The 22,769-nt window shown below is 66.8% G+C and carries 22 protein-coding genes; 9 read left to right on the forward strand and 13 right to left on the reverse strand.

Going from position 1 to position 22,769, the window contains the following annotated elements:
- Positions 1-152: 152 nt before the first annotated feature.
- Both IIE29_RS05515 and IIE29_RS05520 read right to left on the reverse strand, forming a co-directional pair.
- Positions 153-818, reverse strand: a complete 666-nt coding sequence (locus IIE29_RS05515) for a HEAT repeat domain-containing protein (protein WP_209324241.1) — start codon at positions 816-818, stop codon at positions 153-155.
- Between the two features lie 67 nt (positions 819-885).
- On the reverse strand, positions 886-1,095 hold the full coding sequence (locus tag IIE29_RS05520) for a hypothetical protein (RefSeq protein ID WP_209324242.1): 210 nt from the start codon (positions 1,093-1,095) through the stop codon (positions 886-888).
- Between the two features lie 181 nt (positions 1,096-1,276).
- Between IIE29_RS05520 and IIE29_RS05525 the strand changes: the two genes are divergently transcribed.
- Positions 1,277-1,864: a peptidoglycan-binding protein gene (locus IIE29_RS05525; protein ID WP_216629598.1), complete on the forward strand. Its 588-nt coding sequence runs from the start codon at positions 1,277-1,279 to the stop codon at positions 1,862-1,864.
- A 119-nt stretch (positions 1,865-1,983) separates the two neighbouring features.
- Positions 1,984-2,343: an ArsR/SmtB family transcription factor gene (locus IIE29_RS05530; RefSeq protein ID WP_209324243.1), complete on the forward strand. Its 360-nt coding sequence runs from the start codon at positions 1,984-1,986 to the stop codon at positions 2,341-2,343.
- 100 nt (positions 2,344-2,443) lie between these two features.
- Here IIE29_RS05530 and IIE29_RS05535 read toward each other — a convergent pair whose 3' ends face one another.
- From IIE29_RS05535 to IIE29_RS05545, 3 genes are read right to left on the reverse strand one after another with little or no spacing between them, the layout of a single operon-like run.
- Positions 2,444-3,388 carry a DMT family transporter gene (locus tag IIE29_RS05535; RefSeq protein ID WP_209324244.1) on the reverse strand — a complete coding sequence of 315 codons (945 nt, stop codon included), beginning with the start codon at positions 3,386-3,388 and terminating at the stop codon, positions 2,444-2,446.
- Positions 3,385-4,578: a pyridoxal phosphate-dependent aminotransferase gene (locus IIE29_RS05540; protein WP_209324245.1), complete on the reverse strand. Its 1,194-nt coding sequence runs from the start codon at positions 4,576-4,578 to the stop codon at positions 3,385-3,387. Before IIE29_RS05540 ends, IIE29_RS05535 begins: the two co-directional genes overlap by 4 nt.
- 4 nt (positions 4,579-4,582) lie before the next feature.
- Positions 4,583-5,155 carry a peroxidase-related enzyme gene (locus IIE29_RS05545; protein ID WP_209324246.1) on the reverse strand — a complete coding sequence of 191 codons (573 nt, stop codon included), beginning with the start codon at positions 5,153-5,155 and terminating at the stop codon, positions 4,583-4,585.
- 130 nt (positions 5,156-5,285) lie between these two features.
- On the opposite strand from IIE29_RS05545, the gene IIE29_RS05550 reads away from it, so the two are divergent.
- Both IIE29_RS05550 and IIE29_RS05555 read left to right on the forward strand, forming a co-directional pair.
- Positions 5,286-5,594 (forward strand): cupin domain-containing protein, encoded by a 309-nt coding sequence (locus tag IIE29_RS05550; RefSeq protein WP_209324247.1) that lies wholly within the window; start codon positions 5,286-5,288, stop codon positions 5,592-5,594.
- Positions 5,595-6,049: 455 nt separating this feature from the next.
- Positions 6,050-6,928: a hypothetical protein gene (locus tag IIE29_RS05555; RefSeq protein ID WP_343071806.1), complete on the forward strand. Its 879-nt coding sequence runs from the start codon at positions 6,050-6,052 to the stop codon at positions 6,926-6,928.
- A gap of 166 nt (positions 6,929-7,094) precedes the next feature.
- Here the strand turns inward: IIE29_RS05555 and IIE29_RS05560 are convergent, their stop codons facing one another.
- Positions 7,095-8,573 carry a glutamate-cysteine ligase family protein gene (locus tag IIE29_RS05560; protein WP_209324248.1) on the reverse strand — a complete coding sequence of 493 codons (1,479 nt, stop codon included), beginning with the start codon at positions 8,571-8,573 and terminating at the stop codon, positions 7,095-7,097.
- Between the two features lie 125 nt (positions 8,574-8,698).
- Here IIE29_RS05560 and IIE29_RS05565 point away from each other — a divergent pair, with 125 nt between their 5' ends.
- Positions 8,699-9,871: a M20 family metallopeptidase gene (locus IIE29_RS05565; RefSeq protein ID WP_209324249.1), complete on the forward strand. Its 1,173-nt coding sequence runs from the start codon at positions 8,699-8,701 to the stop codon at positions 9,869-9,871.
- A 14-nt stretch (positions 9,872-9,885) separates the two neighbouring features.
- Here IIE29_RS05565 and IIE29_RS05570 read toward each other — a convergent pair whose 3' ends face one another.
- On the reverse strand, positions 9,886-10,869 hold the full coding sequence (locus tag IIE29_RS05570; RefSeq protein WP_209324250.1) for an FkbM family methyltransferase: 984 nt from the start codon (positions 10,867-10,869) through the stop codon (positions 9,886-9,888).
- Between the two features lie 130 nt (positions 10,870-10,999).
- Between IIE29_RS05570 and menC the strand changes: the two genes are divergently transcribed.
- Positions 11,000-12,124: an o-succinylbenzoate synthase gene (menC, locus tag IIE29_RS05575; RefSeq protein ID WP_209324251.1), complete on the forward strand. Its 1,125-nt coding sequence runs from the start codon at positions 11,000-11,002 to the stop codon at positions 12,122-12,124.
- Between the two features lie 68 nt (positions 12,125-12,192).
- Here menC and IIE29_RS05580 read toward each other — a convergent pair whose 3' ends face one another.
- The 5 genes from IIE29_RS05580 to IIE29_RS05600 form a co-directional block, all read right to left on the reverse strand.
- A complete protein-coding gene (locus IIE29_RS05580; protein WP_209324252.1) occupies positions 12,193-13,101 on the reverse strand; it encodes a cation diffusion facilitator family transporter in 909 nt (302 codons plus the stop codon).
- Between the two features lie 263 nt (positions 13,102-13,364).
- Positions 13,365-15,161, reverse strand: a complete 1,797-nt coding sequence (locus tag IIE29_RS05585; protein ID WP_209324253.1) for a flotillin family protein — start codon at positions 15,159-15,161, stop codon at positions 13,365-13,367.
- A 110-nt stretch (positions 15,162-15,271) separates the two neighbouring features.
- Positions 15,272-15,724, reverse strand: a complete 453-nt coding sequence (locus IIE29_RS05590; RefSeq protein WP_209324254.1) for a DUF3817 domain-containing protein — start codon at positions 15,722-15,724, stop codon at positions 15,272-15,274.
- A 78-nt stretch (positions 15,725-15,802) separates the two neighbouring features.
- Positions 15,803-16,537 (reverse strand): SDR family NAD(P)-dependent oxidoreductase, encoded by a 735-nt coding sequence (locus IIE29_RS05595; RefSeq protein WP_209324255.1) that lies wholly within the window; start codon positions 16,535-16,537, stop codon positions 15,803-15,805.
- Between the two features lie 193 nt (positions 16,538-16,730).
- Positions 16,731-18,752 carry a M28 family peptidase gene (locus IIE29_RS05600; RefSeq protein ID WP_209324256.1) on the reverse strand — a complete coding sequence of 674 codons (2,022 nt, stop codon included), beginning with the start codon at positions 18,750-18,752 and terminating at the stop codon, positions 16,731-16,733.
- A 410-nt stretch (positions 18,753-19,162) separates the two neighbouring features.
- Between IIE29_RS05600 and IIE29_RS05605 the strand changes: the two genes are divergently transcribed.
- The 3 genes from IIE29_RS05605 to IIE29_RS05615 all read left to right on the forward strand — a co-directional run bounded on the left by IIE29_RS05605 (position 19,163) and on the right by IIE29_RS05615 (position 21,596).
- Positions 19,163-20,266, forward strand: a complete 1,104-nt coding sequence (locus IIE29_RS05605; protein WP_209324257.1) for a VIT1/CCC1 transporter family protein — start codon at positions 19,163-19,165, stop codon at positions 20,264-20,266.
- Positions 20,263-21,150 carry an aminotransferase class IV gene (locus tag IIE29_RS05610; protein ID WP_209324258.1) on the forward strand — a complete coding sequence of 296 codons (888 nt, stop codon included), beginning with the start codon at positions 20,263-20,265 and terminating at the stop codon, positions 21,148-21,150. The genes IIE29_RS05605 and IIE29_RS05610 overlap by 4 nt, the downstream gene beginning before the upstream one ends.
- Positions 21,151-21,296: 146 nt before the next feature.
- On the forward strand, positions 21,297-21,596 hold the full coding sequence (locus IIE29_RS05615) for a DUF4235 domain-containing protein (RefSeq protein WP_039211970.1): 300 nt from the start codon (positions 21,297-21,299) through the stop codon (positions 21,594-21,596).
- Positions 21,597-21,897: 301 nt separating this feature from the next.
- Here IIE29_RS05615 and IIE29_RS05620 read toward each other — a convergent pair whose 3' ends face one another.
- The gene (locus IIE29_RS05620; RefSeq protein ID WP_209324259.1) at positions 21,898-22,752 is read right to left on the reverse strand and encodes a type I 3-dehydroquinate dehydratase; all 855 of its coding nucleotides are present in this window, start codon (positions 22,750-22,752) and stop codon (positions 21,898-21,900) included.
- Between the last annotated feature and the right edge of the window lie 17 nt (positions 22,753-22,769).

Below are 22,769 nucleotides of genomic sequence, written 5' to 3' on the forward strand. Positions count from 1 at the left end.
TCCGCCTCACTTCCCGCCTCACTTCCCGCCTCGCTTCCCGGCTTGTTGTCCGCGGCTCGTGTCCGGAGGAAGGGGCCCGAGACCGAAGCCGCATACCGTCAGGCTTGCCCCGCCCGACGGCATGCGCACGATCGTCCCTTCCCGAAGCCGATCTAGATCGTCGTCTCGGGCCCCAGTGCGACCACCCGTTTGGCTGCGGCCAAGGCGTGGGCGAAGCCGGCGTCGGGATCTGCGAACATCTCCCGGGTCGCCATCGCGTGCGCCCGCACTGTGTCGTCCTCTGCGAGAAGCTTCTCATCGAGCACTGACACGAGATCCTCGCCCAGGGCGACGACGGTTCGGCTGAGACTCTTCTGCATCTCCACATCCCCGCGCCCCAGCTGCGTGATCAGCACCTCTGCAAGGTCCTCCCGCTCGTCGCCGGGCACCAGCGCAGCCGCAGAGCGCCAGGCGCTGCGAGCCACCTCGGTGTCGGGATGGGCGATCAGGCGATCCCCGATGCGCCTCGGGTCCTGAGCCTGCCAGCCGCGCCGGTCGCCGATCTTCGACAGGGTGTGCAGCGCCTGGGAGATCGCCTGCGGCACCGCCGAGTCGAGCTCACTGATCAGCCGCGGCACGGTGTCCTCGGCGGGCAGGCGGGTAAGGGCCCAGGTGAGCATGTCGCGGACGAAGAAGTCCGGCTCGGTCTCGCACCTGGCCACGAGTGCGCCGAGGTCGCGAGGGTCGGCTCTGATTCCGATCTGCAGGGCGGCCTGCAGGCGCTGCTGCGGATCGGGCGCTGAGAGCGCGGGGACGAGTTCCGTCTGTGGATCGGTCATGATGTCCACCTCCTGTCCCCTCAGTGAAGACCTTCACATCGTGTCAAAGTCAAGCACTTCGGTCACCTCAGCCCTCACCCGACCAGCCGCCGGTCGCCGGGGCCGTGGAGGTCGCGTCCGGAGTTCCGGCGTCACCGGTGACCGAATCGTCGGCGACGCCGACGAGGACGAGGATGACCACCAGGAGCACCGTCACACCGACAGCGACGAACACGAAGGCCGCGATCAGACAGCTGAACAGAGGCGGCCGCCGATTGTGCCGTGCGAAATTCACCATGGCTCGATATTAGGTCGTCTCCCTCTCCCCGGCGCTCCGAGAGCGGGAATGGTGCAGGGTTGGAACATGCGAGCGCGCAATGCCTCTTCTCTGTCCCGCTCGCCCTTCCGTGACCTCCCTGTGATAGAAGGCACGGCGTGGTCTGATGAGGTCTTCAGTTTGTTGCATTATCGTTATATTCATGCCTCGACTGACACGACACCGCAAGGGCCGCCGGTCCGTGCTCGTCGGTGCCCTGCTCGGACTCGGAGCAGCAGTGACGGCACTCGTCGTGGCGGCCGTCATCATCATAAACGCGCCCTTCTCATTCGGCTCCACGAAGATCAGGCAGATGCAGATGGCTACCGTCAACCAGCTCAATGAGCAGCAGATCGGCAATGCTCGCCTCATCATCGGCGTCGGCCTCGGCGGCGGTTTCGACGACAGGGCGATCCGCATCGCCCTCATGACGGCGCTGCAGGAATCCTCGCTGCGCAATCTCGATTCCGGCGATCGCGACTCCGTCGGCCTGTTCCAGCAGCGGCCCTCGCAAGGATGGGGCGAGCCGGAGCAGCTCACCGATCCGGTCTACGCCGCGAAGGCGTTCTATGGCATCAACCCCGAGGTCGAGAACCCCGGACTCGACCAGATCGAGGGCTGGAACACGATGTCGCCGACCGAGGCGGCGCAGTCCGTGCAGCGCTCTGCCCTTCCCGATGCCTACGAGCAATGGGAGAAGCTCGCCGACGATCTGCTGGGGTCGCAGTCCGATGTCGAGGCCCTGGACTGAATCGCCCGAGCTCTCGCGTCGATCCCCGGCCTGCCTCGGCGGAGGCTCAGAGGGTCTGATCTGACCCGTCAGCGGCCGGCAGCCGGGTGGCCGAGTCGGTTGTCCGGTAATCTGCACTCATGGCTTCCACTCCCGATTCCGTTCCCGTCGATGACGAGGTCGAGCAGCTGCTGCTCAATCCCGAGGACAATCTCGAAGCCATCACGGAGACCGCCGACCTCTTCAAGGCCCTGGCCACGCCCTCGCGGCTGAAGATGCTCCTCGTCCTCACCCACGGGGAGGCGACGGTGACGCATATCGTCGAATCGACCGGCCTGTCCCAGCCGCTGGTGTCCCAGCATCTGAAGTTCCTCCGCGGCCTTCACCTCGTCGGGGTCAATCGGATCGGTCGCGAAGCCTACTATTCGCTCAAGGACGACCACGTCGCTCACATCATCCTCGACGCGATCGCCCACACGATCGAAGCCCACGAGCACTGAGTCCACGAGCGCTGACCTCGGAGAACTGGCCTTGGAGCACTGACCTCGCCGAGGCGGCTGACCGATGTGATCTCGCCGAGGCGGCCTCCGCGGTGCGATCTCATCGCGGAGGCCGCCGCCGGTTCCGTATCAGCGCCTCCGGTCCCCCGCCGACGACCCACACGATCGCGGCGACCACCACCGCGCCCGCCCATTGGGCCGGCTGCAGCCGTTCACCGGCGATGAACGATCCGAGGACGACGGCAGAGAGCGGCTGCAGCAGCATGAGGGCCGCTGTCGTGGGCACGGGGACGAGGGGACTGGAGATGCTCAGCAGCACCCAGGACAGCGCCTGCCCGCAGACGGCGAGTGCGAGCATCCACGCCCAACCGTCCCAGCCGAGAGCGAAGTCGAGGCCGCCCAGGCCGAGGCCGGCCACCGCCGTCATCACTCCGGCCGCGATGGTGCCGACCTCGACGGGGGCGACGACGAAGTCCGGTGCCAGGCGACGGCAATGGTGGATGCCGAAGATGTAGACGCCGTAGAGCACGCCCGAGAGGATGCCGAAGATCGCTCCCCTGGTCGGGTTCTCGGCGGCCGCGTCGACGCCGAAGACTCCCCCGGTCAGCAGCATGCCGATGATCATCAGCGGCACGCAGCCGATGAACAGCCATCCGGGACGACGCCCGCCGAACATCCACACGAGGGCCGGGAAGACGATGACCTGGACGCTGATGAGCACCGTGGAGACCCCGAGCCCGGCATCGAGCACGCTCTGGGCCCAGAGCACATAGTCCAGACCCAGTGCCGCCCCGGAGATCCCGGCGATGACGAGCGCCTTGGGCGGCACACGCCCGTGTCTGCGGATCTCGAGCACGGCCAGGGGTGCGAGCACGACGACGGCGATCCAGCACCGCAGGAATGCTGCGGTGGGGGCGGTCGCCTCGGCGAGGATGACGAACAGTCCCGCCGACCCCAGTAGCACGGCGGCCACGATGACACCGAGGACGGGCAGCACCTGCGGGGCGGGAGTCTGCCGGTCCCCGTCCGCCTCGCCGGAGCTCATCCCATCCAGTCGAGGATGCGGTCGATCGCCTCGGCGGTGCGATCCGCGCCGACGGCCAGGGACAGACGCACCGCGCGAGAGCCGTCGACCGAGTCGAAGTCGTCGCCCGGGGCGAGCGCGACGCCGGTGGCTTCGAGCAGCTGCTCACACCACTGGCCGGAGGTCTCGAGTCCTGCACTGTCGAGGATGTCGTCGATGCGCGAGTACATGTAGAAGGCGCCGTCGGGCGGAGCCATCTCACCGAAGCCCAGATCACGGTTGGCCGCCAGCACGTGCTCGCGGGCGCCGGCGAAGGAGGACACGGCCGCCTCGCATTCGGCATAGGACTCCTCGGTGAACCCCGCCACCGCCGCGTACTGGGCCGGGACCGGGGCGCACAGTGACAGGTTGCCCGTGACGTTCTGTGCCGGTCCCACCAGCGACTCGGGCAGGATCGCCCAGCCGAGACGCCATCCCGTCATGCCCCAGTACTTCGAGAAGGAGGAGATGACGATCGCATCGTCGTCGTGGGCCAGCACGCACTCTCCGCGGGTGCCGATGTAGCTGATGCCGTGGTAGATCTCGTCGGAGATCACCTGCACCCCGTGGTCGCGGCACCAGTCCGTGAGCTCTCCGAGAGCTTCGGCGCCGATCATCGTTCCCGTCGGATTCGCCGGCGAGGCGAGCATGAGTCCCTTGAGCGGGGCTTCGGCATGAGCGGCCTCGAGCAGTTCGACGCTGGGCTGGAAGCCCTCGTCCGCCCCGCAGTCGAGTTCGACGACCTCGCAGCCGAGCGCGGCGAGGATGTTCTTGTACGCCCCGTAGCCGGGCCTCGCCAGAGCCACCCGGTCGCCGACATCGAAACAGGTGAGGAACGTCGTCTGGAAGGCACCTGAGGATCCTGTGGTGACGGCGATGCGTTCAGGTGGGATCTCGAGGCCGTACCAGTCGCGGTAGTGTCCGGCGATCGCCTCCCGCAGTTCGGGGATGCCGAGGATCGGGGAATAGCCGAGGCCGGTTCCGTCCTGGGCGACTTCGGCGGCGCGGCGCAGAACGGGTGTGGGGGCGCCCTGAGTCGGTTCGCCCAGGCACATGGCGATGGTGTCGCGGCCGGCGCGCTGCATCTGCCCGACGGTGGCGACGATGCCCATCGCCGCGAAGGGTCTGACGAGGCCGGACCGGGCGGAGGCAGCAGGGGTGCAGGCAGTCATCGTCTCACTTCTTCTCACGCGGGACACGGCCGAGGAGATGGAATTCGGGGTTCGGGACCATCCCGGAGATGTGGGCCATGCGGTTGGACAGGCCGAAGAATCCCGTGATGGCGGCGATGTCCCAGGCATCTTCGTCATCGAATCCGTGCTCAGCCAGCTCGGCGTGGTCGCTCTCGTCGACGGCCCACGGCTCCTCGCACACCTTGACGGCGAAGTCGAGCATCGCCGTCTGCCGTGCGCTGATGTTCGCCTGACGGTAGTTCGTGGCCACGACATCGGCGATATAGGGGTCCTTCTGGAAGATCCGGAGCATCGCCCCGTGCGCGACCACGCAGTAGAGGCAATTGTTCACCGCCGAGGTGGCCACGACGATCATCTCCCGGTCGGCCTTGGTGAGGTTGCCGGTCTCCTTCTCCATGAGCGCGTCGTAATAGGCGAAGAAGGCGCGGAACTCGGCCGGCCGGCGAGCCAGGGCGAGGAAGACATTGGGCACGAAGCCCGACTTCTCGGACACTTCGAGGATCTGGGCTCGGATGTCATCGTCGACGTCGTCGATCTCAGCAAGGGGATATCGCATATCTCTCATGCTAGCCCGAGTCCCTCCGCGCCCGCCGAGGGCTCATGCTAGCCCGAGTCGCTCCGCGCCCGCCCAGGGGACGATACAGTGAGGGCACGACGTCCGTCCATGCATCGAAGGAGATCGCAATATGACCGCTGACAACCCCGCAGAAGACACCGGATCGACCGGCGAGGTCCAGCTCGACAACGGGGTGTTCCGGGTGACGAAGTGGACGATCAGACCCGAAGGCGTGATCCCGATGCACAGGCATGAGCACGAGTACGTCGTAGTGCCGATGGTCACCGACACGATGCTCGTGCGCAATTCCGACGGCACCGAGATCCGCGCCGAGCTCGAGGCCGGAGTCTCCTATACGCGCCCCGCCGGCTCCGAGCACGAGGTGTCGAACCCAGGCGGCAGCGCCGATGTCGTCTTCGTCGAGATCGAACGGCTCTGACCACCTGCTCGGAACGGGCAGCGCGGGGCGGTCACCTCGGGTCGGCTACCTCGGCGCGGGGGGTCGCCTCGGGACGGCCACCTCGGCGCGGGGCGGTCACCTCGGTGCGGCCACCTCGGCGCGGGCAGCGTATGCACTGGCCGCGTCCGCATACGTGCTGACAGTGCCTTAGGTGGACGAAATGGGCGGAAAAATCGCTGGGAGGATCCGCCCAAAGCGACCACCTAAGCGCACGCTTTCCGCCTAGAACGACCACCTAAGCGGGAGATGTCTGGCCCGAACAACTGCCTGAGCTCGTGTACTCGCAGTGACTTGCGCGCTCATTCCTGTGGACGAGGAAACTCTGTCCACAGGCAGAATCTCGTCTCTCCCCTTCTTGCCGAGACTGCGACAGCATGGCGTGCATGTACAACAGTCGAATGTGGGAGCGGCGTGATTACCCGCGTCTGTTTCGCGTGGGACAGGCAGAGGAACTCGGCATCTCCCGGCACCACCTGCTGTACACCCGGCGATGCCCGATCGTCCTGCCGGGCGTCCGAATGGATCGCGATACGACCGAGTCTCTCCGGACACCCGAATGGGCCGACAGTTCGTGGACCGGAGACTCGCTGCGGCTGCGCGCGGCCCGGCTCAAGTTCCCGAATGTCCTGGCCGACGATGTCACCGCTGCTCGCATCTTCGGATGGCCGCTGCCGAAGAGCCAGATGAATGACCACCTGTACCTGTGCACCACCGACAGGAATCTGCGGATCCGGCTGCCGAAGGTGTCCCTCCGTCGTACGCAGCACATCGTTCCTGCTCACTGGCTCGACCTGCCCGTGCTCATGCCGGCGGAGGTCTTCGTCCGGCTCGGCGCCCGCCTCAGCCTGGACGACCTCGTGAAGGCCGGAGATGCGGGAGTCGGCAACTGGCATGACCCGCCGCAGATGTGCATCGCCGATCTCAACTCCATTCTGGAGTCACGCCGCCGGCTGCGGGGTCGAGAGAAACTGCTCGAGGCTGTGCGCCTGATCCGGCCCGGTGTCGATTCGCCGCAGGAGACCGGGCTTCGACTGTGGGCCATCAAGGTGGGGCTGCCTGAACCGACGGTCCATCCGCAGGTCGAGAGTCAGCTGGCCAGAGGAACCATCGAACCCGACCTGGGTTACGAGGACGCGAAGCTCGCTCTGGAGTACGACAGCGACCTTCACCGTGAGTCGACGGAGCAGTGGACCCGCGATAACGAACGCGACGAAGCACTGGTCGATGCCGGGTGGACCGTGCTCAAGGTGACCCGGAAGACCGATTACAGGCAGCTGGAGGCGAAGATTCGGCGCAAGCTGGGTCTGATGTGATCACGTCCGCCCGCTCCAGCACTGGCGATGAGCTGCGTAGGTGGGCGAAATGGGCGGATTCGCCGGAGGTATTTCCGCCCAGAACGACCACCTAAGCGGGGGCTTCCGCCCAGAACGACCACCTAAGAGAGGACTTCCGCCCAGAACGACCGACCGAGCCCGCAGATCAGGCGGGAATGTCCCAGGTGTGGACGGGACGACCCGAGGCCTGATTGGCCAGATACGCATCCATCATCGACTTCAGGCCCTCGCTGCGTTCGGGCGAGTCCGGTCGGCTGCCGGGCGCGAGGCTCTCGAGCGTGCGCAGCTGCCAGGTCGCACCGTTGATGCGGTTGGCGGCACGGCCCTCGATGATCGACATGTACTCCTCGATGACGTCCTTGTCGATGTTCAGCCGCGCCAGACCGCGCCTGGCCTGCGGCGCGAGCACATCGGTGACGAGGTCGGCCACGCCGATCCGTCCGATCTTCGGCCAGGTCACGCGCGCCTCGATGCCGTCCCGGGCACAGGCGAAGAAGTTCTCCTCCGCCTCGGCGAACGACATCCGCGACCACACGGGACGGTTCTCCCCGACGAGGAATTCCGCCAGACCGTAGTAGAAGGCCGCATCGGCGACCATGTCGACCGGGGTCGGCCCGGCCGGCAGCAGACGATTCTCGACCCGGATGTGCGCGCCGCTGTCGCCGGAGTTGTAGATCGGCCGGTTCCACCGCCACACGGTGCCGTTGTGCAGATTGAGCTCGAAGAGCTTCGGGGCATCGGCGGCACGGAACTCGACGAAGTCCTTGATCTCCGGCAGCAGCGGCGGGAAGTAGCGGACGTTCTCCTCGAACAGGTCGAACACGCTGGTGATCCAACGTTCCCCGAACCACACGCGCGGGCGCACACCCTGGTTGACCAGCTCCGGAGTGCGGGTGTCGATGGACTGCGAGAAGACCGGGATCCGGGATTCGTGCCACAGTCTGCGTCCGACGAACAGCGGCGAGTTCGCTCCCATCGCCACCTGAGCCCCGGCGATCGCCTGCGAGGCGTTCCACGCATCGGCGAACCTGTTCGGCGCCACCTGCAGGTGCAGCTGCATCGACGTGCACGAGGACTCCGGGGCGATATCGGCGAACTCCGCCTTGTACCGCTCATCCCGGCCGAGTTCGATCTGCACGAACTCTCCGCGCGCATCGACGATCGAGTTGCTCAGCGCCTCATAGCGGTTCTCCTCGGTCATCCACTTCTCATCGGTGAGGAACTGAGTGGTCAGCGTCGGCAGAGTGCCGATCGACACCGCTGTGAGACCGTCCGCCTCGGCGGCCTTCTGGACCCTCTCCAAGCGGTGGGCCACCCCGGCCTCGAGGGTCTTCAGCCCGCGCCCGGCGACCTGCAGCACGGGATGGTTGAGTTCGAGGTTGAATCCGCCGATCTCCGACTGGTAATCGTCATCGAGGCGAGCGAGCACGTCCTTGTTGCGCAGGCTGGGCTGATTGTCGCCGTCGACGAGGTTGAGCTCGAGTTCGAGCCCGATCGTCCCCGCGGACTTGAATTCCGCATGACGGAGGTAGGTATCGAAGAGCTCGAGGTTCTCCGCGAGCTTCTCCCGATACAGTGTGCGTTCCTCCGGCGTGTACCGCTTCGAGCTGACTGCCTCACCCATAGGACTAGCAAACCACAGACGCCCGGGTTTGTGCGCGGTTCTGTGCGGTCATCTCCGCCCGCCCAGCGGTCGCACTATCCGGACAGCTCGGGTCCGCACAGGCCGGCCTTCGTAGAATCATGACTATGACTTCGACCGAACCAGCTGTCTTCCAGCCCTCCCACCTCGTGCAACAGGCCGCCGAGCGCCTTCCCGCCATCCTCGCCGACATCGAACGCGTGATCTCGATCGAGACTCCGTCAAGCGACAAAGAGGCCGTGGCCGCCGGGGCACGAGACTTCGCCGCCCTGCTGCACGACCGCCTCGGAGCCGATGCGGAGCTGCTCGAGATCGACGGCACCGCCCACGTGCGCCTGCGCTTCGGGACGGGACCGGCCCGAGTCGTCCTGCTCAACCATCAGGACACGGTGTGGCCGCACGGGACGCTCGAGCGCATCCCCTTCTCCACCGCCGACGGGATCCTTCGCGGCCCGGGCAGCTTCGACATGCTCACGGGAGCGATCATGAGTGTGCATGCGACTGCGATCCTGCGCGACCACCTCGGCGAGGACGCCCTGGACGGGCTGTCGCTCCTCGTCACCGGCGATGAGGAGATCGGCTCGCTGTCCTCCTCCGAACTCATCCGCGCCGAGGCGGCCGAGGCGAGCGCCGTGTTCGTCATGGAGGCGAGCGCCGGCGGGGCGCTCAAACTCGAGCGCAAGGGCACGAGCAACTACGTCCTCGTCTTCTCGGGCAGGGCCTCGCACGCCGGACTCGAACCGGAGAAGGGAATCAACGCCGGCATGGCTTTGGCCCTGACCCTGCCGCTGGTGGCCGACCTCGCCGATGCCGCAGCCGGCACCACGGTGGTGCCGACCGTGATCAGTGCGGGGACGACCTCGAACACCGTGCCCGCCGAGGCGCGCGTCGATGTCGACGTCCGGGCGCGCACTGCCGCCGAACTCGAACGCGTCGACGCGCAGATCCGTGCCCTAGCGGAGAATCCGCAGGTGGAGGGCTCGACGACCGAGGTGCTCGGCGGGATCAACCGACCTCCGTTCGAACCCGAGCAGTCGGCCGAGCTGTTCGGACGGGCCACCGCGCTGGCCGGCGAGCTCGGCCTGCCGACACCGCAGGGCGTGTCCGTCGGCGGGGCCTCGGACGGGAACTTCACCGCCGGCGACGGCATTCCCACCCTCGACGGCCTCGGTGCCGTCGGTGATGGTGCGCATGCCGAGCACGAGCACGCCGTGATCGACGAGATCGCTCCGCGGACCGCACTGCTGGCCGCCCTCATCGCCGACCAGCTGCAGAGCTGAGGCCGGCGCGCTTCTCACTCGACCGGGTAGCTGCCCGCCCGCATCTGCGCTGGAGTCTTCAGTGTGAACAGCCAGTCGCGCAGATGCGGATCGGGTCTGATCGTCGTGCGAGCGAACAGCCGATCCTCGCCGACGAGATAGCAGTGGTACCCATGCGCACCGAGGTGGCCCATGAGCTCTCGCGGCTCCGCCCGGTCGTCGAGGACCTCGCAGAGGATGTCCGGGCGCAGCGCTGCGAGGAATTCGCGGCCGTGGGCGAAGACGGCGTTCTCGCCGCCTTCGACGTCGATCTTCATGGTCACGCGCGGACGGGTCGCGGTGGTGTCCGCGCCTTCGGCCAGCACGGGGCTCTCCTCCTGCAGCTGGGGAAGGAGGCTGTCGAGTGAGGTGAAACGCACCTCGGCGTCGGAGTCGAAGTCCATATCAGCGGAGTAGAACGAGGGCAGAGCCGATCCCCCGTGGCCGAGAGGCACCCTCATCCAGGTCTCGGGGCTGCCGACTCCGGTGGGATGGACGGTGACGCGCTCGGTGAACCCGTTGCGGGCGATGTTCTTCTCCATGCCGGCGACCACGGCGGGGATGATTTCGAAGGCATGCGCCCGCGTTCGCGGATTCGCTGCGAGGACGGCCATGGTGAATACTCCCGTGTAGGCGCCGATGTCGAGGAACACCTCGGCGTCGGAGCTGAGGTCGACCATGAGCTCGAGGGCGAAGGCATCTTCGGGCTCGGTGCGCCGACCCCGTCCCCAGTAGAACTCCTTGGCGATCTCGCAGCGGAACGGTTCGACGAGGAAGAATTCGGCGCCGCCGGCTCGGCCGCGGACCTCGCTCAGTTCGATCGGCGCGGGCAGGCGGCCGATCCTCAGTCCTCTCACACGGGGCGCGATCGTCCGCAGCACTGGGTGGAGGAAAGGCTGGGCAAGCGCGGTCTTGACCGGAAGCTTGAGACCGAACCAGGACTGTCTGCGCGCCTTGCGAGTTCGCAGGTAGTCATTCATGACGAAGGCCCCCTTGCCGACAGGACGACTTCTGTTCACACTATCAACGGCTGCGCCGCCGCTCCAGAGTGCTGGCCTAAGCTTGAGGGCGACGAATCATCCGCCACGTTGCGAAGCAGGAGCCCGGCATATGAAACTCAGATCGGTCACCCTCCACCAGGTCTCGATTCCGCTAGTCACCCCGTTCGAGACCTCGTTCATGCGGGAGACGGAGAAGGACTGCTACCTCGTCGAGGCGGTCTTCGACACCCCGCAGGGTGAGATCACCGGCTGGGGAGAGTCCGTGGCGATGATCTCCCCGCTCTACTCCTCCGAATACGTCGCCTCCGGCATCGACGTCACCCGACGCTGGCTGGCTCCGCTGCTCTTCGATGTCGAGGACCTGACCGCTGAGACCGTCGGTTGGCACCTGCGCCATGTCATCGGCCATCCGATGGCGAAGTCGGCTCTGGAGATGGCGGTGATCGAAGCTCAGCTCAGACTGCACGGCCAGTCCTTCAAGGACTACCTCGGCGGAGTCGTCGACTCGGTTCCCTCAGGCGTCTCGGTGGGCATCCAGGACTCCGTCGAGGAGACCGTCAGGGTCATCGGCGGTTACCTCGAGGAGGGCTACGCCCGGATCAAGCTCAAGATCAAGCCCGGCAAGGACATCGCGCCGGTCGCTGCGGTGCGCAAGGCCTTCGGTGACGACTTCGGGTTCCAGGTCGATGCGAACGCCGCTTACACCCTCGTCGATGCCGCCCATCTGCGCCGTCTCGACGAGTACGGTCTGCTGCTCATCGAACAGCCCCTCGGCGAGGCCGATATCCGGCAGCACGCGGAGCTCGCGAAGCTCATGGACACCCCGATGTGCCTGGACGAGTCGATCGTCTCCGCCGAGGCGGCTGCCGACGCGATCATGCTGGGAGCCACCTCGGTGATCAACATCAAACCCGGACGCGTGGGCGGGTTCATTGAAGCGAAGAAGATCCATGATCTCGCAGCCGCCCACGGTGTCGCCGTGTGGCACGGGGGCATGGTCGAAACCGGTCTGGGACGTGCGGCGAATGCGGCCCTGGCCTCATTGCCGGGCTTCACCCTGCCCGGCGACATCTCCGGGTCGAACCGCTTCTTCCACGAGGACATCACCGACGAGATCGTCATGCGCGACGGCAAGGTCGATGTCCCCACCGGCGTCGGCTTCGGCGTCTCGATCGACCCGGCGAAGCTCGAGCGCTTCCGCACTGATTCGGTGGAGATCCTGCCCGGGCAGTGACCCGATTCCCGCCGAGGCGGGACGAACCGGCAGACGGAGGCGCCCCGACTGCTGCTGTCCGCCAGCGCTCAGCCGTGGGTGTGGGTCTCCTCCGCGGCGTCGACGGCGCGGTCGAACTGGAACGTCGAGTGCTCGATCGCGATCTCGAAGTGTTCGGTCAGGCACTCCTGCAGCGCCTTGAGTATCCGCGGGGCGTGCCCGTCGTAGAAGCATTCGTCGGCGAGCACTACGTGAGCGGTGAGCACGGGCAGGTTCGAATCGATGCGGGTGACATGGAGGTCGTGGACCTCCTGCACATGCTCGACCGATTCGATGTGCTCCGTGACCTTCTCGAGGTCGAGCTCCTTCGGAGCCGCCTCGAGGAGGATCGAACCGGTCTCCCGCAGAATCGAGAAGGCGCGGGGAACGATGAGCGCCGCGATGAACAGTGCGGCCACCGCATCCGCGCGCTCCCATCCGAACAGCCAGATCGCCAGAGCGGCGAGGATGACTGCCACGGAGCCGAGCGCATCGGCGATGACCTCGAGGAAGGCCGCCTTGAGGTTGAGTGAGTCCTCCTTCGACGAACTGAGGATGACGATCGAGACGAGGTTTCCGGCCAGGCCGATCGCACCGAAGAGGAGCAGGCCCGGGCCAGGGACCTCGGGCGGAACGAAGAAGCGGCGGATGCCTTCGACGAGGCTGTAGACGCCGAGCCCGAGCAGCAGGGTCGCCTGCGCTCCGGCGGCGAGCACTTCGGCTCGCCGGAAGCCCCACGTCTTCTGGCCGCTCGCCGGCTTATTGACGAGCGTCGCCGCGAAGAGTGCGATGCCGATGCCGATGAGGTCAACGGCGTTATGGCCCGTGTCGATGAGCAGTGCGAGGCTGCCCGTGACGATCGAGCCGATGAGCTGGAAGACGAAGATCGCGGCGACGATGGCGAATACGATCGCCAATTGCCGTCGCGAACTCGAACCGTGCGAATGATCATGAGCCATGATTGCCTCCTGACCTCTTCATATTAACATATGTGCATGTATCTATGTATTATCGCGAGGGCACACCTTGCGTGAGTGCGTGAGCGCGTCTCCTGCGGGTGGATCCCCTTTGATCTGGCTCCGGAAATCGGGGTGGATCCACCCGCAGGAGACGTGACGGCACGTGCCCGTGAGTGGGCGTGTCCGCGAGGTGGGTGGGCGTGCTCGTGAGGTGGGTGGGCGTGCCCGTGAGTGGGCGTGTCCGCAGGGGACGCCCTGGGTTGTCAGTCTTCGGATGCCCGGCCGTCCTCGTCGTCCGCATCCTCGCCGTCGGGGCCTCGCTCGTCCTGAGGCGAGTCGGAGCCTGCGGCGCCCGACTCGCCGCGGGTCGCGTCCCGGTCGTCGAGGCGGCGCTTGGCCTCGTCTATATAGGACTGCACGTCGAACCCGGTGGCCTTCTTCACCTCATCGCCGATCTGGTCGAGGTCGATTCCGCTGTCGTCGAGGAAAGCCTTCGGATCGAAACGCGTTCGGTCGGCCTTCGAAGCCGGAGAGTCCGCCACGACTCCGTCGACGGCCTCGTCCGACCCCTCGGCATTCGCGGCGCCCGCAGCCGAACCGGTCGAACCGCCCCCGTCAGACCCCGAGGAACCGCCCCCGTCAGACCCTGAGGAACCGCTCCCGGCAGACGCCGACGAGCGGCCCTCGTCCCGTCCGATCGTGCCCGCGCCTCCTGCCGCCTTCGCCTGAGCTACGAGGTCGGTGAGATCGACGCCCGTCGTCCCACGCACCACCTCGAGGACCTGCGCAAGGTTGTTCGACACCGAGTTCGCGAGCTTCGACTCGCCATCGGTGGACACGATCGAAAGGTCCTTGATGTTCGCATAGGGAGCCACCAGCTCACCGGCGACTGTCGGCAGCACTTCGAGGACCTTCGACAGCACGGCCGCGTCGTTGAACTGCTTGTAGGCCTCGGCCTGCGCACGCAGCGCTTCGGCTTCGGCCTCGCCGCGCGCCCTGATCGCATCCGCTTCGGCTTCGCCCTCGAGCCGGATCGCCTCGGCGTCCTTCGAGCGACGATGCAGTTCGGCCGCGGCTTCGGCTCGGCCCTGGGCCTCGATCTCATACGCACGTGCGTCGGCTTCGGCCTGCTGCCGGTAGCGTTCGGCATCGGCGGGGCGTCTGACCTCGGCGTCGAGCTGCTCAGCGCGCAGCTCCGCGGCTTCCTTCGCGACGATCCGGTCCTTCTCGAGCAGCTTCTGCTTCTCGGCCGCTGCGGCCAGGGGTCCGGCGTTGTCCGCAGTCGCCTGCCGCTGATCGGCCTCTTCCTTCAGCGCTGCGCGACGCAGGGCCAGCTGCTGCTGCTGTTCGGCGATGGCCTGATCGGTCAGCGCCTGCTGCTTCTGGGTCTCCTCGTTCTGCTGAGCTTCTTCGACCGCCGATGCACGACCGGCGTTCGCCTCGGCGATGGCAGCGTTCTTGGCCACCTCGGCAGCCTGCGGGCGGCCCCAGTCGCGCAGATAGCTGCCCTCGTCCTCGACCGCCGAGATCTGGAAGGTGTCGATGATGAGGCCCTGGTTGTTCATCGAATGCGCGGATTCCTCCTGCACCTGTGCGGCGAAGGAAGCGCGGTCCTGGATGATCTGCTCGACCGTGAGAGTGCCGACCACCGCGCGGAGGGTGCCGGAGAGGATCTCCTTCGAATAGTGGTCGATCTGATCCTGCTGGTCGAGGAAGCGCTGCGCGGCCTTCCGCACATCGTCCTCGGTGCCGCCGACTTTGACCTGGGCGACCCCGCGCAGGCGCAGCGCAATGCCGTTGATGGAGATGCCGTCGATCTCGACGGAAATCTGCCGTGAGGACAGCGAGAGGATGAACGCCTTCTGCACGATCGGGTAGACGACCGAGCGTCCGCCGATGACGATGCGACCGGTCCCTGAGGCTCCCGAGGCGTTCCGGCCGGTGATGATGAGCGCCTCCGAGGGCGAGGCGATCTTATAGGAGCGCAGGATCACGAACAGCGCGATCAGGAGGATGACGACGAGAACGCCGATCCCTCCGACGCCGAAGAGCAGGTCCATCAGTGGGCCTTCCGTCGATGAGGATGGATGAGGCGGCCGGCGCTGGACCGGCCGATCCGTCTCATCCTATGCGAGCCCCGCCGGCTTGCCCAGGTCCCGGCGCCTCCGCATCAGCTTCCGGGTGGTCCGACGACCAACAGGGCGGCGAAGACGACGATGACGACGAGCAGACCGATACCGGCGGCCAGCCACGGCGAGCGGATCGCCCATGCCGCGAGCTTCTCGATTGCCCCGCGCGGATGACGGCCGCCATCACCGAGCCCCCAATCACCGTCGAGCGCCCCGGCCCGTGCCGAGGCGAGTTCGAAGGGGACGGTCGCAAACGGCACGATCGCGCAGACGAGACCGATGAGGATGCGGCGCATCCTCCACTGCTGGGAGACACCGACGAGAATGACGGCGAGGACGAAGCAGAGGAACACGAAACCGTGGATGCTGCCGCCGATCCTCACGCCCACCTCGGTGGTCTTGGTTCCGTACTTGAGGATCATGCCGAAGATGAGCAGAGCCCAGGTGATGGCTTCGGCCACGGCGAAGAAGTTGAAAAAGCGTTTGGGAGTCACGGAAGACCATTGTGCCCGGCCAAAGTGAATGGCCCCTGAGGGCCGCCGGCAGGCGAGCCGCTTCGTCTCAGATGCGCATCAGGGGAGATTCAGCTGCGTCATCCGTCCCCCATCGACCGTGTAGACCTGTCCCGTGACGAAGGCGGCCTCATCAGCGGCGAGGAAGGCGACCAGCGCAGCCACCTCCTCGGGCCGACCGGACCTGCCGACGGGGTGGATGCCTCCGATCTCGCGTCTGAAGCGCATGGGGTCGGGCGAGGAATCGATGAACTCGTCGTTGAGTTCGGTGTCGATCCAGCCGGGCGCGATGGCATTGCACCTGACTCCCTCTCTTCCGTGGTCGACCGCCACGGCGCGAGTGAGTCCGTGCAGTCCTGATTTCGCGGCCGAGTACGCCGCATGACCGGGGTTCGAACCGAGCCCTTCGATCGACCCGACGTTGACGATGGAGCCGCCGGCTGCGCGCAGGTGCGGCAGTGCCGCCCTGATCATGAGAAAGGGACCGGTGAGGTTGACGTCGAGGCTGCGCTTCCAGTCCTCGACCGACATGTCCTCCACTTTCGCCTCCTGCATCATCCCCGCGCAGTTGACGAGGACGTCGAGGCGGCCGAAGCGCTCGACCACCTCGGCGACCGCGGATTCGACGTCGGCGGGATCGGCGAGGTCGATGGCGACCGAGGGGAGCTCGTCATCGGCTCGGCGCTGCGCGGTGCAGACATCAGCGCCCTCGGACCTGAGACGGCGAGCGATGGCGCGTCCGATTCCCGATCTGCCGCCGGTGACCAGTGCGACTCTGTGTTCGAAGCGATTCATGTCACTGCCTTTCCGCCGTTGGCACCGTCCGCGATCACCATCCGCGACCGCCGCTCGGTTCGCACCGACCTCACGAACAGCGCCATTGTCGCAGACGCGAACGGCAGCGCGGGCCGGCGACCTCTCAGTCACCGGCCCGCGCCGATCAGCGGGTGTCTCCAGGCGCGTCGGGCTGTGCCCGCCGCCTCTTCGCTCAGCTCTTCCGGCGACGACGCGAGCCCAGGGTCATCGCGACACCGAGCACGATGAGAGCTCCGGCGGAGACGACCAGCGGCAGTGCCTCGTTGCCGGTGCGCGGCAGATCTCCGCCGCCCCCACCGCCGGCGCCGGGGCCTTCCTCCGCGGCGACGACCTCGAAGGATCCGGTCAATGGATCGCCGCCCTCGCAGTCGACAGTGACGGCGTAGGTGCCGATATAGGATTCGACCTTCGACTCCTCGAGTCCGCGGACTCCGAATCGGGCCGCGGTGTCCTCGCCGACCTCGGCGGTCTGCTCGAACTTCTCGATCTCACCGTTCTGCGGGTCGACGGTCATCGTCGCCGTGGTGTCGGCGGTGCAGCCGGTGGCCGTGACCTGGACCCCCTCGTCACCGACGAAGGCTTCGGCCTCGATCGTCTGCGGATCGATGCTCAGCTCTCGTTCGGTGGGCTCGTCAGTGGGATCGTCGGTGGGAGTCTCCGTCGGAGGATCCGAGGGGCTCGTCGGCGGGTCCGTCGGATCGGTCGGCGGATCCGTGGGCTCTTCTGCGAGCTCGTAGCCCAGCGTGTGGACGGCGAACCCGATCGCGGGAGCGAAGATATCGAGCGATTCCTGGCTGACGTTCTCGATCGTGTCCGTGGGCTGGTGGTAGTTCGTATCGTGCTTCTCACCGACCGTACCGCCGAACATCCCGGCCTCCTCGGCGGTCTTCGTGCCATCGGCACCGGAGAACAGGCCGCTGGACGGGATGCCGTTGTCGATGAATGCCTGGTAGTCCGAGCGTCCGGAGAAGTCCGTGCCGACATTCGGCTGATCGATATCCGCGAAGTAGTCGGTGAAGACCTTCTCGAGCTCGGCCGAGCCCTCGGGAACGGTGACGTCGTCGGGAATCGGTACATCGGAGCCGTCGGAGTCGAGCGTGCCGACGATGTAGTTGTCCGAACCGATCATGTCGAAGTTCATGTACGCCTTGATCTTGCCCAGCTCGGACTCACCGAGGCTCTCGACGTACTTCGTCGAACCCACGAGACCGACCTCCTCGGCGCCCCACCATCCGAAGCGGATGGCATTGTCGACCTCGGTCGGCTGCTCGGCGAGGGCCTCGGCCGAGGCCAGCAGTGCCGCGGAGCCGGACCCGTTGTCATTGGCACCGGGGCCTTCGGCGACGCCGTCGAGGTGAGCGCCGAACATCTGCACGTTGTCGTGGTCGCCGGCCTTGGTCTCGGCGATGACGTTCCACGTCTTCGAGGTGACGAACTCCGTCTCCAGAGTGAAGTCGGCCGTCAGGGCCTCGCCCTCTGCCGCCTCCTGGACTGCAGCGATCAGGTCGCTGCCGACGTTGTAGGTGACCGCGGCGGTCGGGGCGCCGTTCTCGATCCTCTCGCCGAGGGTCGCATTGAGCGCCTCGTCGGGGTTGGCGGTGTCGTTGTTGTAGATGATGACCGCGGCGGCCCCGGCATCGGTGGCGGCCTGGGTCTTCTCTCCGAAGGAGCAGGTTCCGCGGGCCACGAGCACGAGCGCGCCCTCGGCGTCCGCATCAAAGTCTCCGGCCTCGCAGCCGAGCTGCCCGCCGGCCAGGTCGCTGTAGTCGTCGTCGACCGGCAGCGCCACGGGGATGTCGGTCAGCGGTTCTGTCGTGCCCTCTGTCAGGCTGGCCGGAGTGACCTCGACCTTCTCCCCGTCGACGCGGACATCGACGGTGTCGAAGGTCTGCTGCTCGACCTCGAAGGCCTGTCGTTCGACATCGAAGGCACCGGTGGCCTCGAGCGTGGCTTCGACGTACTCCACAGCCTCCTCATAGCCCGGAGTCCCGAGGGACCGGAACCCCTCGCCGGCGTGGGCGGTGGAGATGTCGGAGATCTTCTGCAGATGCTCCATCACGGCGTCGCCGGTGACACCCATGTCCGTGTGTTCGGTCGGTCCGGCGGTTCCCGTCGCCAGCGCCGGGCTCACCCCACCCAGCACCATTCCGGCTGCGGCCGTGACCGCGAGCCAGCTCTTCGTGCGCAACTTCATGGAGTTCCTTTCGCTCCTCGTCCGTGCCTGCGGAATCGTATGGAACGGCGCGCCGAGGCCGACCGTCACGGTGTGGCCTTTCACACCGATGTCGGCCTCGTCGGACGCGCTGTGGGGAAGCTCGATTCTGACGTTCCGTCATGACCCGTCATTGGTAACGAATCACATTCTTCTATAACGAAACGGTGACACAATTCACATTGGGCTTTAATCTAGCCCAGATCGGACGGGTTTAATATCACGAATTGATAACAACCGGTCACCGAATGGTTTCGCGCCCGCAGGCGACGTCATGGTTTCGCGCTCGCAGGCCGCGTCGTTCGCATCCATGTTCGCCTGCCTGCCGCCTCCGTGGCTCGCAACCGTGCGCTCTGGTGCCGGAATCCCTTCTCCCGGCTAGACTCGGACCAGTGACGACCAACGAATCCGCCGCAGGTGCCCAGCCCGCCTCACCCGACAGACGGACCATTCGCCGCTGGCAGCGCTACCTCGCCAATGAACGGCTCGAGGAGCGGGTGTACCGGGATCTCGCCGAACGCCGCACGGGCGAGGACAGAGAGATCCTCCTCAGTCTGGCCACCGCGGAGTCCCGCCATCAGGAGCACTGGATCTCATTGCTCGGCGAGCATGCCGAGAAGCGCCGCTCCGCCGATCTCCTCACCCGCTGCCTGGCCTTTCTCGGTCGCATGTTCGGCTCCGTGTTCGTGCTCGCGCTCGCGCAGCAGTCCGAGACGAGCTCGCCCTATGAGGACGACGAGGCGGCTTCGGCCGAAATGGCCGCCGACGAACGCATTCACGCCGAGGTGGTCCGCGCTCTGGCCGCCCGCTCCCGGGCCCGACTGTCGGGCAATTTCCGGGCTGCCGTCTTCGGCGCCAACGACGGGCTGGTCTCCAATCTGGCCCTCGTCCTCGGCGTCGGAGCGGCAGGAGTGTCGAACACGGTCATCCTCCTCACCGGAGCCTCCGGACTGCTCGCTGGCGCCCTGTCGATGGGAGCCGGGGAGTACATCTCCGTGCGATCCCAGCGCGAGCTGCTCGAGGCATCGACCCCGGACCCCGAATCCCGGCATGCCCTGGCCGATCTCAACATCGACGCCAACGAGCTCGCGCTCGTCTTCCGCGCCCGCGGGATGGACGGTCGCGAGGCCGAAGCCCAGGCGAATCGCACGATCGCCGCGGCGAAGAACAAGCAGGCCCCGAAGCTGCCGACCCTCGATTCCGGCGTCGACCGCGATGAGCTCGGCACCGGCCTCGGAGCTTCCCTGTCGAGCTTCTGCTTCTTCTCCTCCGGCGCGCTCATTCCGATCCTGCCCTATATCTTCGGGATGTCCGGTCTGCCCGCCGTCCTCTTGTCCGCCGGCCTGGTGGGCATCGCGCTGCTATTCACCGGCGGCGTCGTCGGACTGCTCTCGGGCAAGGCCCCGGGACCGCGCGCGCTGCGCCAGCTCGGCATCGGCTTCGGTGCCGCCGCCGTGACCTATGCACTCGGACTGCTCTTCGGAGGTACCGCATGACCGACACGCTCATCCTCGTCGACCCGACGTCCTCGACGTTCGAGATCACTGATCTGACAGCGCCGCAGCTACCGGTCACCGACCTCTCTGCCCACCGCGGCGACGGAATCTTCGAAACCGTGCTCGTCTCCCGCGGCTCGGCCGGGACCACCATCGTCTCGCGGGAGCGCCACTTCCAGCGGTTCTGCGCCTCCGCCTCGGCCCTGAGCCTGCCCGAACCCGACCCCCACCTGTGGGATCGGGTCATCGCCGCGGTGATCGCCGAGGTGACCGCCGCCGACCCGAGCATCACCGAATTCGGGATCCGCTATGCGATGTCGCGCGGTGAGCAGCGCACGGACGGCGAGCTCCGGCCCCGCGGGTGGGCGTTCCCCGTCCCTGTGGACGAGCACATCCTCGCCGCTCGCGCACAGGGCGTCAGCGCCGTCAGCCTCGACCGCGGCTTCGACGCGTACATCGGCAGCAAGGCCCCGTGGCTGCTCATCGGGGCCAAGACCCTGTCCTATGCGGTCAACCAGGCAGCCGGCCGCTACGCCGGAGAGCACGGGGCCGATGAGGCGCTGTTCGTCTCCCACGACGGCGTCGTCCTCGAAGGCCCGACCGCGAACCTCATCATCCGACGCGGCGAGCTCCTGCTCACGCCCGACCCTGAGGCCGGCCTGCTCTCGGGCACGACGCAGCGGCTGATCTTCGATCATGCCGCGGAACTCGGACTGCGAGCGGAATACGCCGACCTCGGCCTCGAGGACGTCAAGACCGCCGATGGCGCGTGGTACGTCTCATCGATGCGCACGGCCGTGGCGCTGCGCGAACTCGACGGCAACACCCTCGCCGTCGATGAAACACTCACCAAGAGGTTCCAGGAGATCATCCGGGCCGGCTGAGGCTCGCAGCGCGGCGGTTTCGCGCACCGCTTCTGTGCCGTTGGGCACCGCACGCTGCGGACTGCGTTAGTGTTGACTCGGACGGAACACGTCTCCCTCGGCGCAGCGTCGTCGTGGGATTGAGCTTCAGAGGAAAGGACACGAGCATGGGAAAGCTCGCTTGGCAGATCATCGGCGTGGGAGCGCCCATCGCAGCCGCATTCGTCGCTCGCAAGACCCTGACCTTCGCGTGGGAGAAGTCGACGAAGCGTCCGGCACCGTCGAATCCCGTCGATGACGAGATCTCGATGTCCGAGGCCCTGGCCTGGACGATCGTCTCCGGCGTCGGCGTGGCCGTGGCTCAGCTCGTCGTGCAGCGCATCGCCGCGAACACCGTGCGAAACAACTTCGGCGAGGAAGCCCTGCCGAAGAAGTTCCGCAAGCAGATCGAGGAGATCACCGACTGACCTCTTCGGCGGAGGCGGGCTCGGCCGCCGTCCCGCCTCCCCGGCTCGCGCCCGCCTCAGCCTGGACGACCTCGTGGACGAAGCACTGGTCGACGCCGGGTGGACCGTGCTCAAGGTGACCCGGAAGACCGATTACAGGCAACTGGAGGCGAAGATCCGACGCAAGCTGGGGCTGATGTGAGCACGACCGCCCGCTCCAGCACACGCGATGAGCTGCGTAGGTGGGCGAAATGGGCGGATTCGCCGCAGAGATTTCCGCCCAGAACGACCACCTAAGCGGGGACTTCCGCCTAAGACGACCTCAATCGCAGACGCGGTCGAGGATCTCGGCCAGCCGCGCGGCGTCGATCTGCCCCGGTGCCGAGGCCTCTCCGATCTGCGCGAACGTCGCACAGCTGCCGAAATCCGCACCCATGATCCGGCTGGTGCGCCCCAGAGCTCCCATCGAGATGCCGAGGACGGGCACACCCAACATCACATCAGCCTTCGCTGTCGCCGCCAACAGCCGGCAGACATCTGCCGGGGTCTGCGGCATCATCGCCGCCTTCGCCACATCCGCGCCGGCGTCGGCCATGGAGCGGAATGTCGCGAGCAGCGCCTCATACGAACCCGTGGACTCGAAGTCATGGAGCGAGGCGATCGTCGGGATGCCGTGCTCTCGCGCCGAGGCGATGAGCTCGCGGGCCTCGGCGCGATCGATCTCCACGTCGATTGCCACGGGAACCGCTCCCACCTCGGCGTCGGCCAGCCCAGCGATCAGGCGTCGGAGCACCTCGGCGTATTCGTCGGCTGCGATCTCGACGAGCCCGCCCTCGCCGGCGGTGCGCGCGGTCAGGAGCACCGGCAGACCGGCCGCGGCTGCCTGCGGCAGCAGCTCGAGAACCTCCTCGGCCCGTGGCGCCGCACTGCCGGGCACTTCCCCGCTGACCACCGCGGGTGCCTCGTCGTTCAGGGACCCACCGGCGATCGAGCGCGCGAGCAGCGGATCGATGCGCCATTCGATGACGTCGACGACGCCCGTCGCTGCCACCGCGGCACACTGGGCGGAGAGCTCCTCGGAATCGACGCCCTGGGTCGGCACGATCACGGCCGGTCGCGCCGGATTCCTCGCGGCGGGCGTTCCTGCGGCAGGATTGAGGAAGGGCAATGGCTTCATGGTTCAAGCGTAGGCGC

Source organism: Brevibacterium renqingii (assembly GCF_017808095.1).
GTDB lineage: Bacteria > Actinomycetota > Actinomycetes > Actinomycetales > Brevibacteriaceae > Brevibacterium > Brevibacterium renqingii.

What these genes read in the sequence shown, in the direction of transcription:
- IIE29_RS05585 (WP_209324253.1), bottom strand. Translation starts at nt 15,161, where the DNA reads ATGGACCTGCTCTTCGGCGTCGGAGGGATCGGCGTTCTCGTCGTCATC.
- IIE29_RS05545 (WP_209324246.1), bottom strand. Translation starts at nt 5,155, where the DNA reads ATGCGATATCCCCTTGCTGAGATCGACGACGTCGACGATGACATCCGA.
- IIE29_RS05595 (WP_209324255.1), bottom strand. Translation starts at nt 16,537, where the DNA reads ATGAATCGCTTCGAACACAGAGTCGCACTGGTCACCGGCGGCAGATCG.
- IIE29_RS05550 (WP_209324247.1), top strand. Translation starts at nt 5,286, where the DNA reads ATGACCGCTGACAACCCCGCAGAAGACACCGGATCGACCGGCGAGGTC.
- IIE29_RS05600 (WP_209324256.1), bottom strand. Translation starts at nt 18,752, where the DNA reads ATGAAGTTGCGCACGAAGAGCTGGCTCGCGGTCACGGCCGCAGCCGGA.
- IIE29_RS05535 (WP_209324244.1), bottom strand. Translation starts at nt 3,388, where the DNA reads ATGAGCTCCGGCGAGGCGGACGGGGACCGGCAGACTCCCGCCCCGCAG.
- IIE29_RS05560 (WP_209324248.1), bottom strand. Translation starts at nt 8,573, where the DNA reads ATGGGTGAGGCAGTCAGCTCGAAGCGGTACACGCCGGAGGAACGCACA.
- IIE29_RS05520 (WP_209324242.1), bottom strand. Translation starts at nt 1,095, where the DNA reads ATGGTGAATTTCGCACGGCACAATCGGCGGCCGCCTCTGTTCAGCTGT.
- IIE29_RS05540 (WP_209324245.1), bottom strand. Translation starts at nt 4,578, where the DNA reads ATGACTGCCTGCACCCCTGCTGCCTCCGCCCGGTCCGGCCTCGTCAGA.
- IIE29_RS05530 (WP_209324243.1), top strand. Translation starts at nt 1,984, where the DNA reads ATGGCTTCCACTCCCGATTCCGTTCCCGTCGATGACGAGGTCGAGCAG.
- IIE29_RS05570 (WP_209324250.1), bottom strand. Translation starts at nt 10,869, where the DNA reads ATGAATGACTACCTGCGAACTCGCAAGGCGCGCAGACAGTCCTGGTTC.
- IIE29_RS05525 (WP_216629598.1), top strand. Translation starts at nt 1,277, where the DNA reads ATGCCTCGACTGACACGACACCGCAAGGGCCGCCGGTCCGTGCTCGTC.
- IIE29_RS05610 (WP_209324258.1), top strand. Translation starts at nt 20,263, where the DNA reads ATGACCGACACGCTCATCCTCGTCGACCCGACGTCCTCGACGTTCGAG.
- IIE29_RS05620 (WP_209324259.1), bottom strand. Translation starts at nt 22,752, where the DNA reads ATGAAGCCATTGCCCTTCCTCAATCCTGCCGCAGGAACGCCCGCCGCG.
- menC (WP_209324251.1), top strand. Translation starts at nt 11,000, where the DNA reads ATGAAACTCAGATCGGTCACCCTCCACCAGGTCTCGATTCCGCTAGTC.
- IIE29_RS05615 (WP_039211970.1), top strand. Translation starts at nt 21,297, where the DNA reads ATGGGAAAGCTCGCTTGGCAGATCATCGGCGTGGGAGCGCCCATCGCA.
- IIE29_RS05580 (WP_209324252.1), bottom strand. Translation starts at nt 13,101, where the DNA reads ATGGCTCATGATCATTCGCACGGTTCGAGTTCGCGACGGCAATTGGCG.
- IIE29_RS05515 (WP_209324241.1), bottom strand. Translation starts at nt 818, where the DNA reads ATGACCGATCCACAGACGGAACTCGTCCCCGCGCTCTCAGCGCCCGAT.
- IIE29_RS05565 (WP_209324249.1), top strand. Translation starts at nt 8,699, where the DNA reads ATGACTTCGACCGAACCAGCTGTCTTCCAGCCCTCCCACCTCGTGCAA.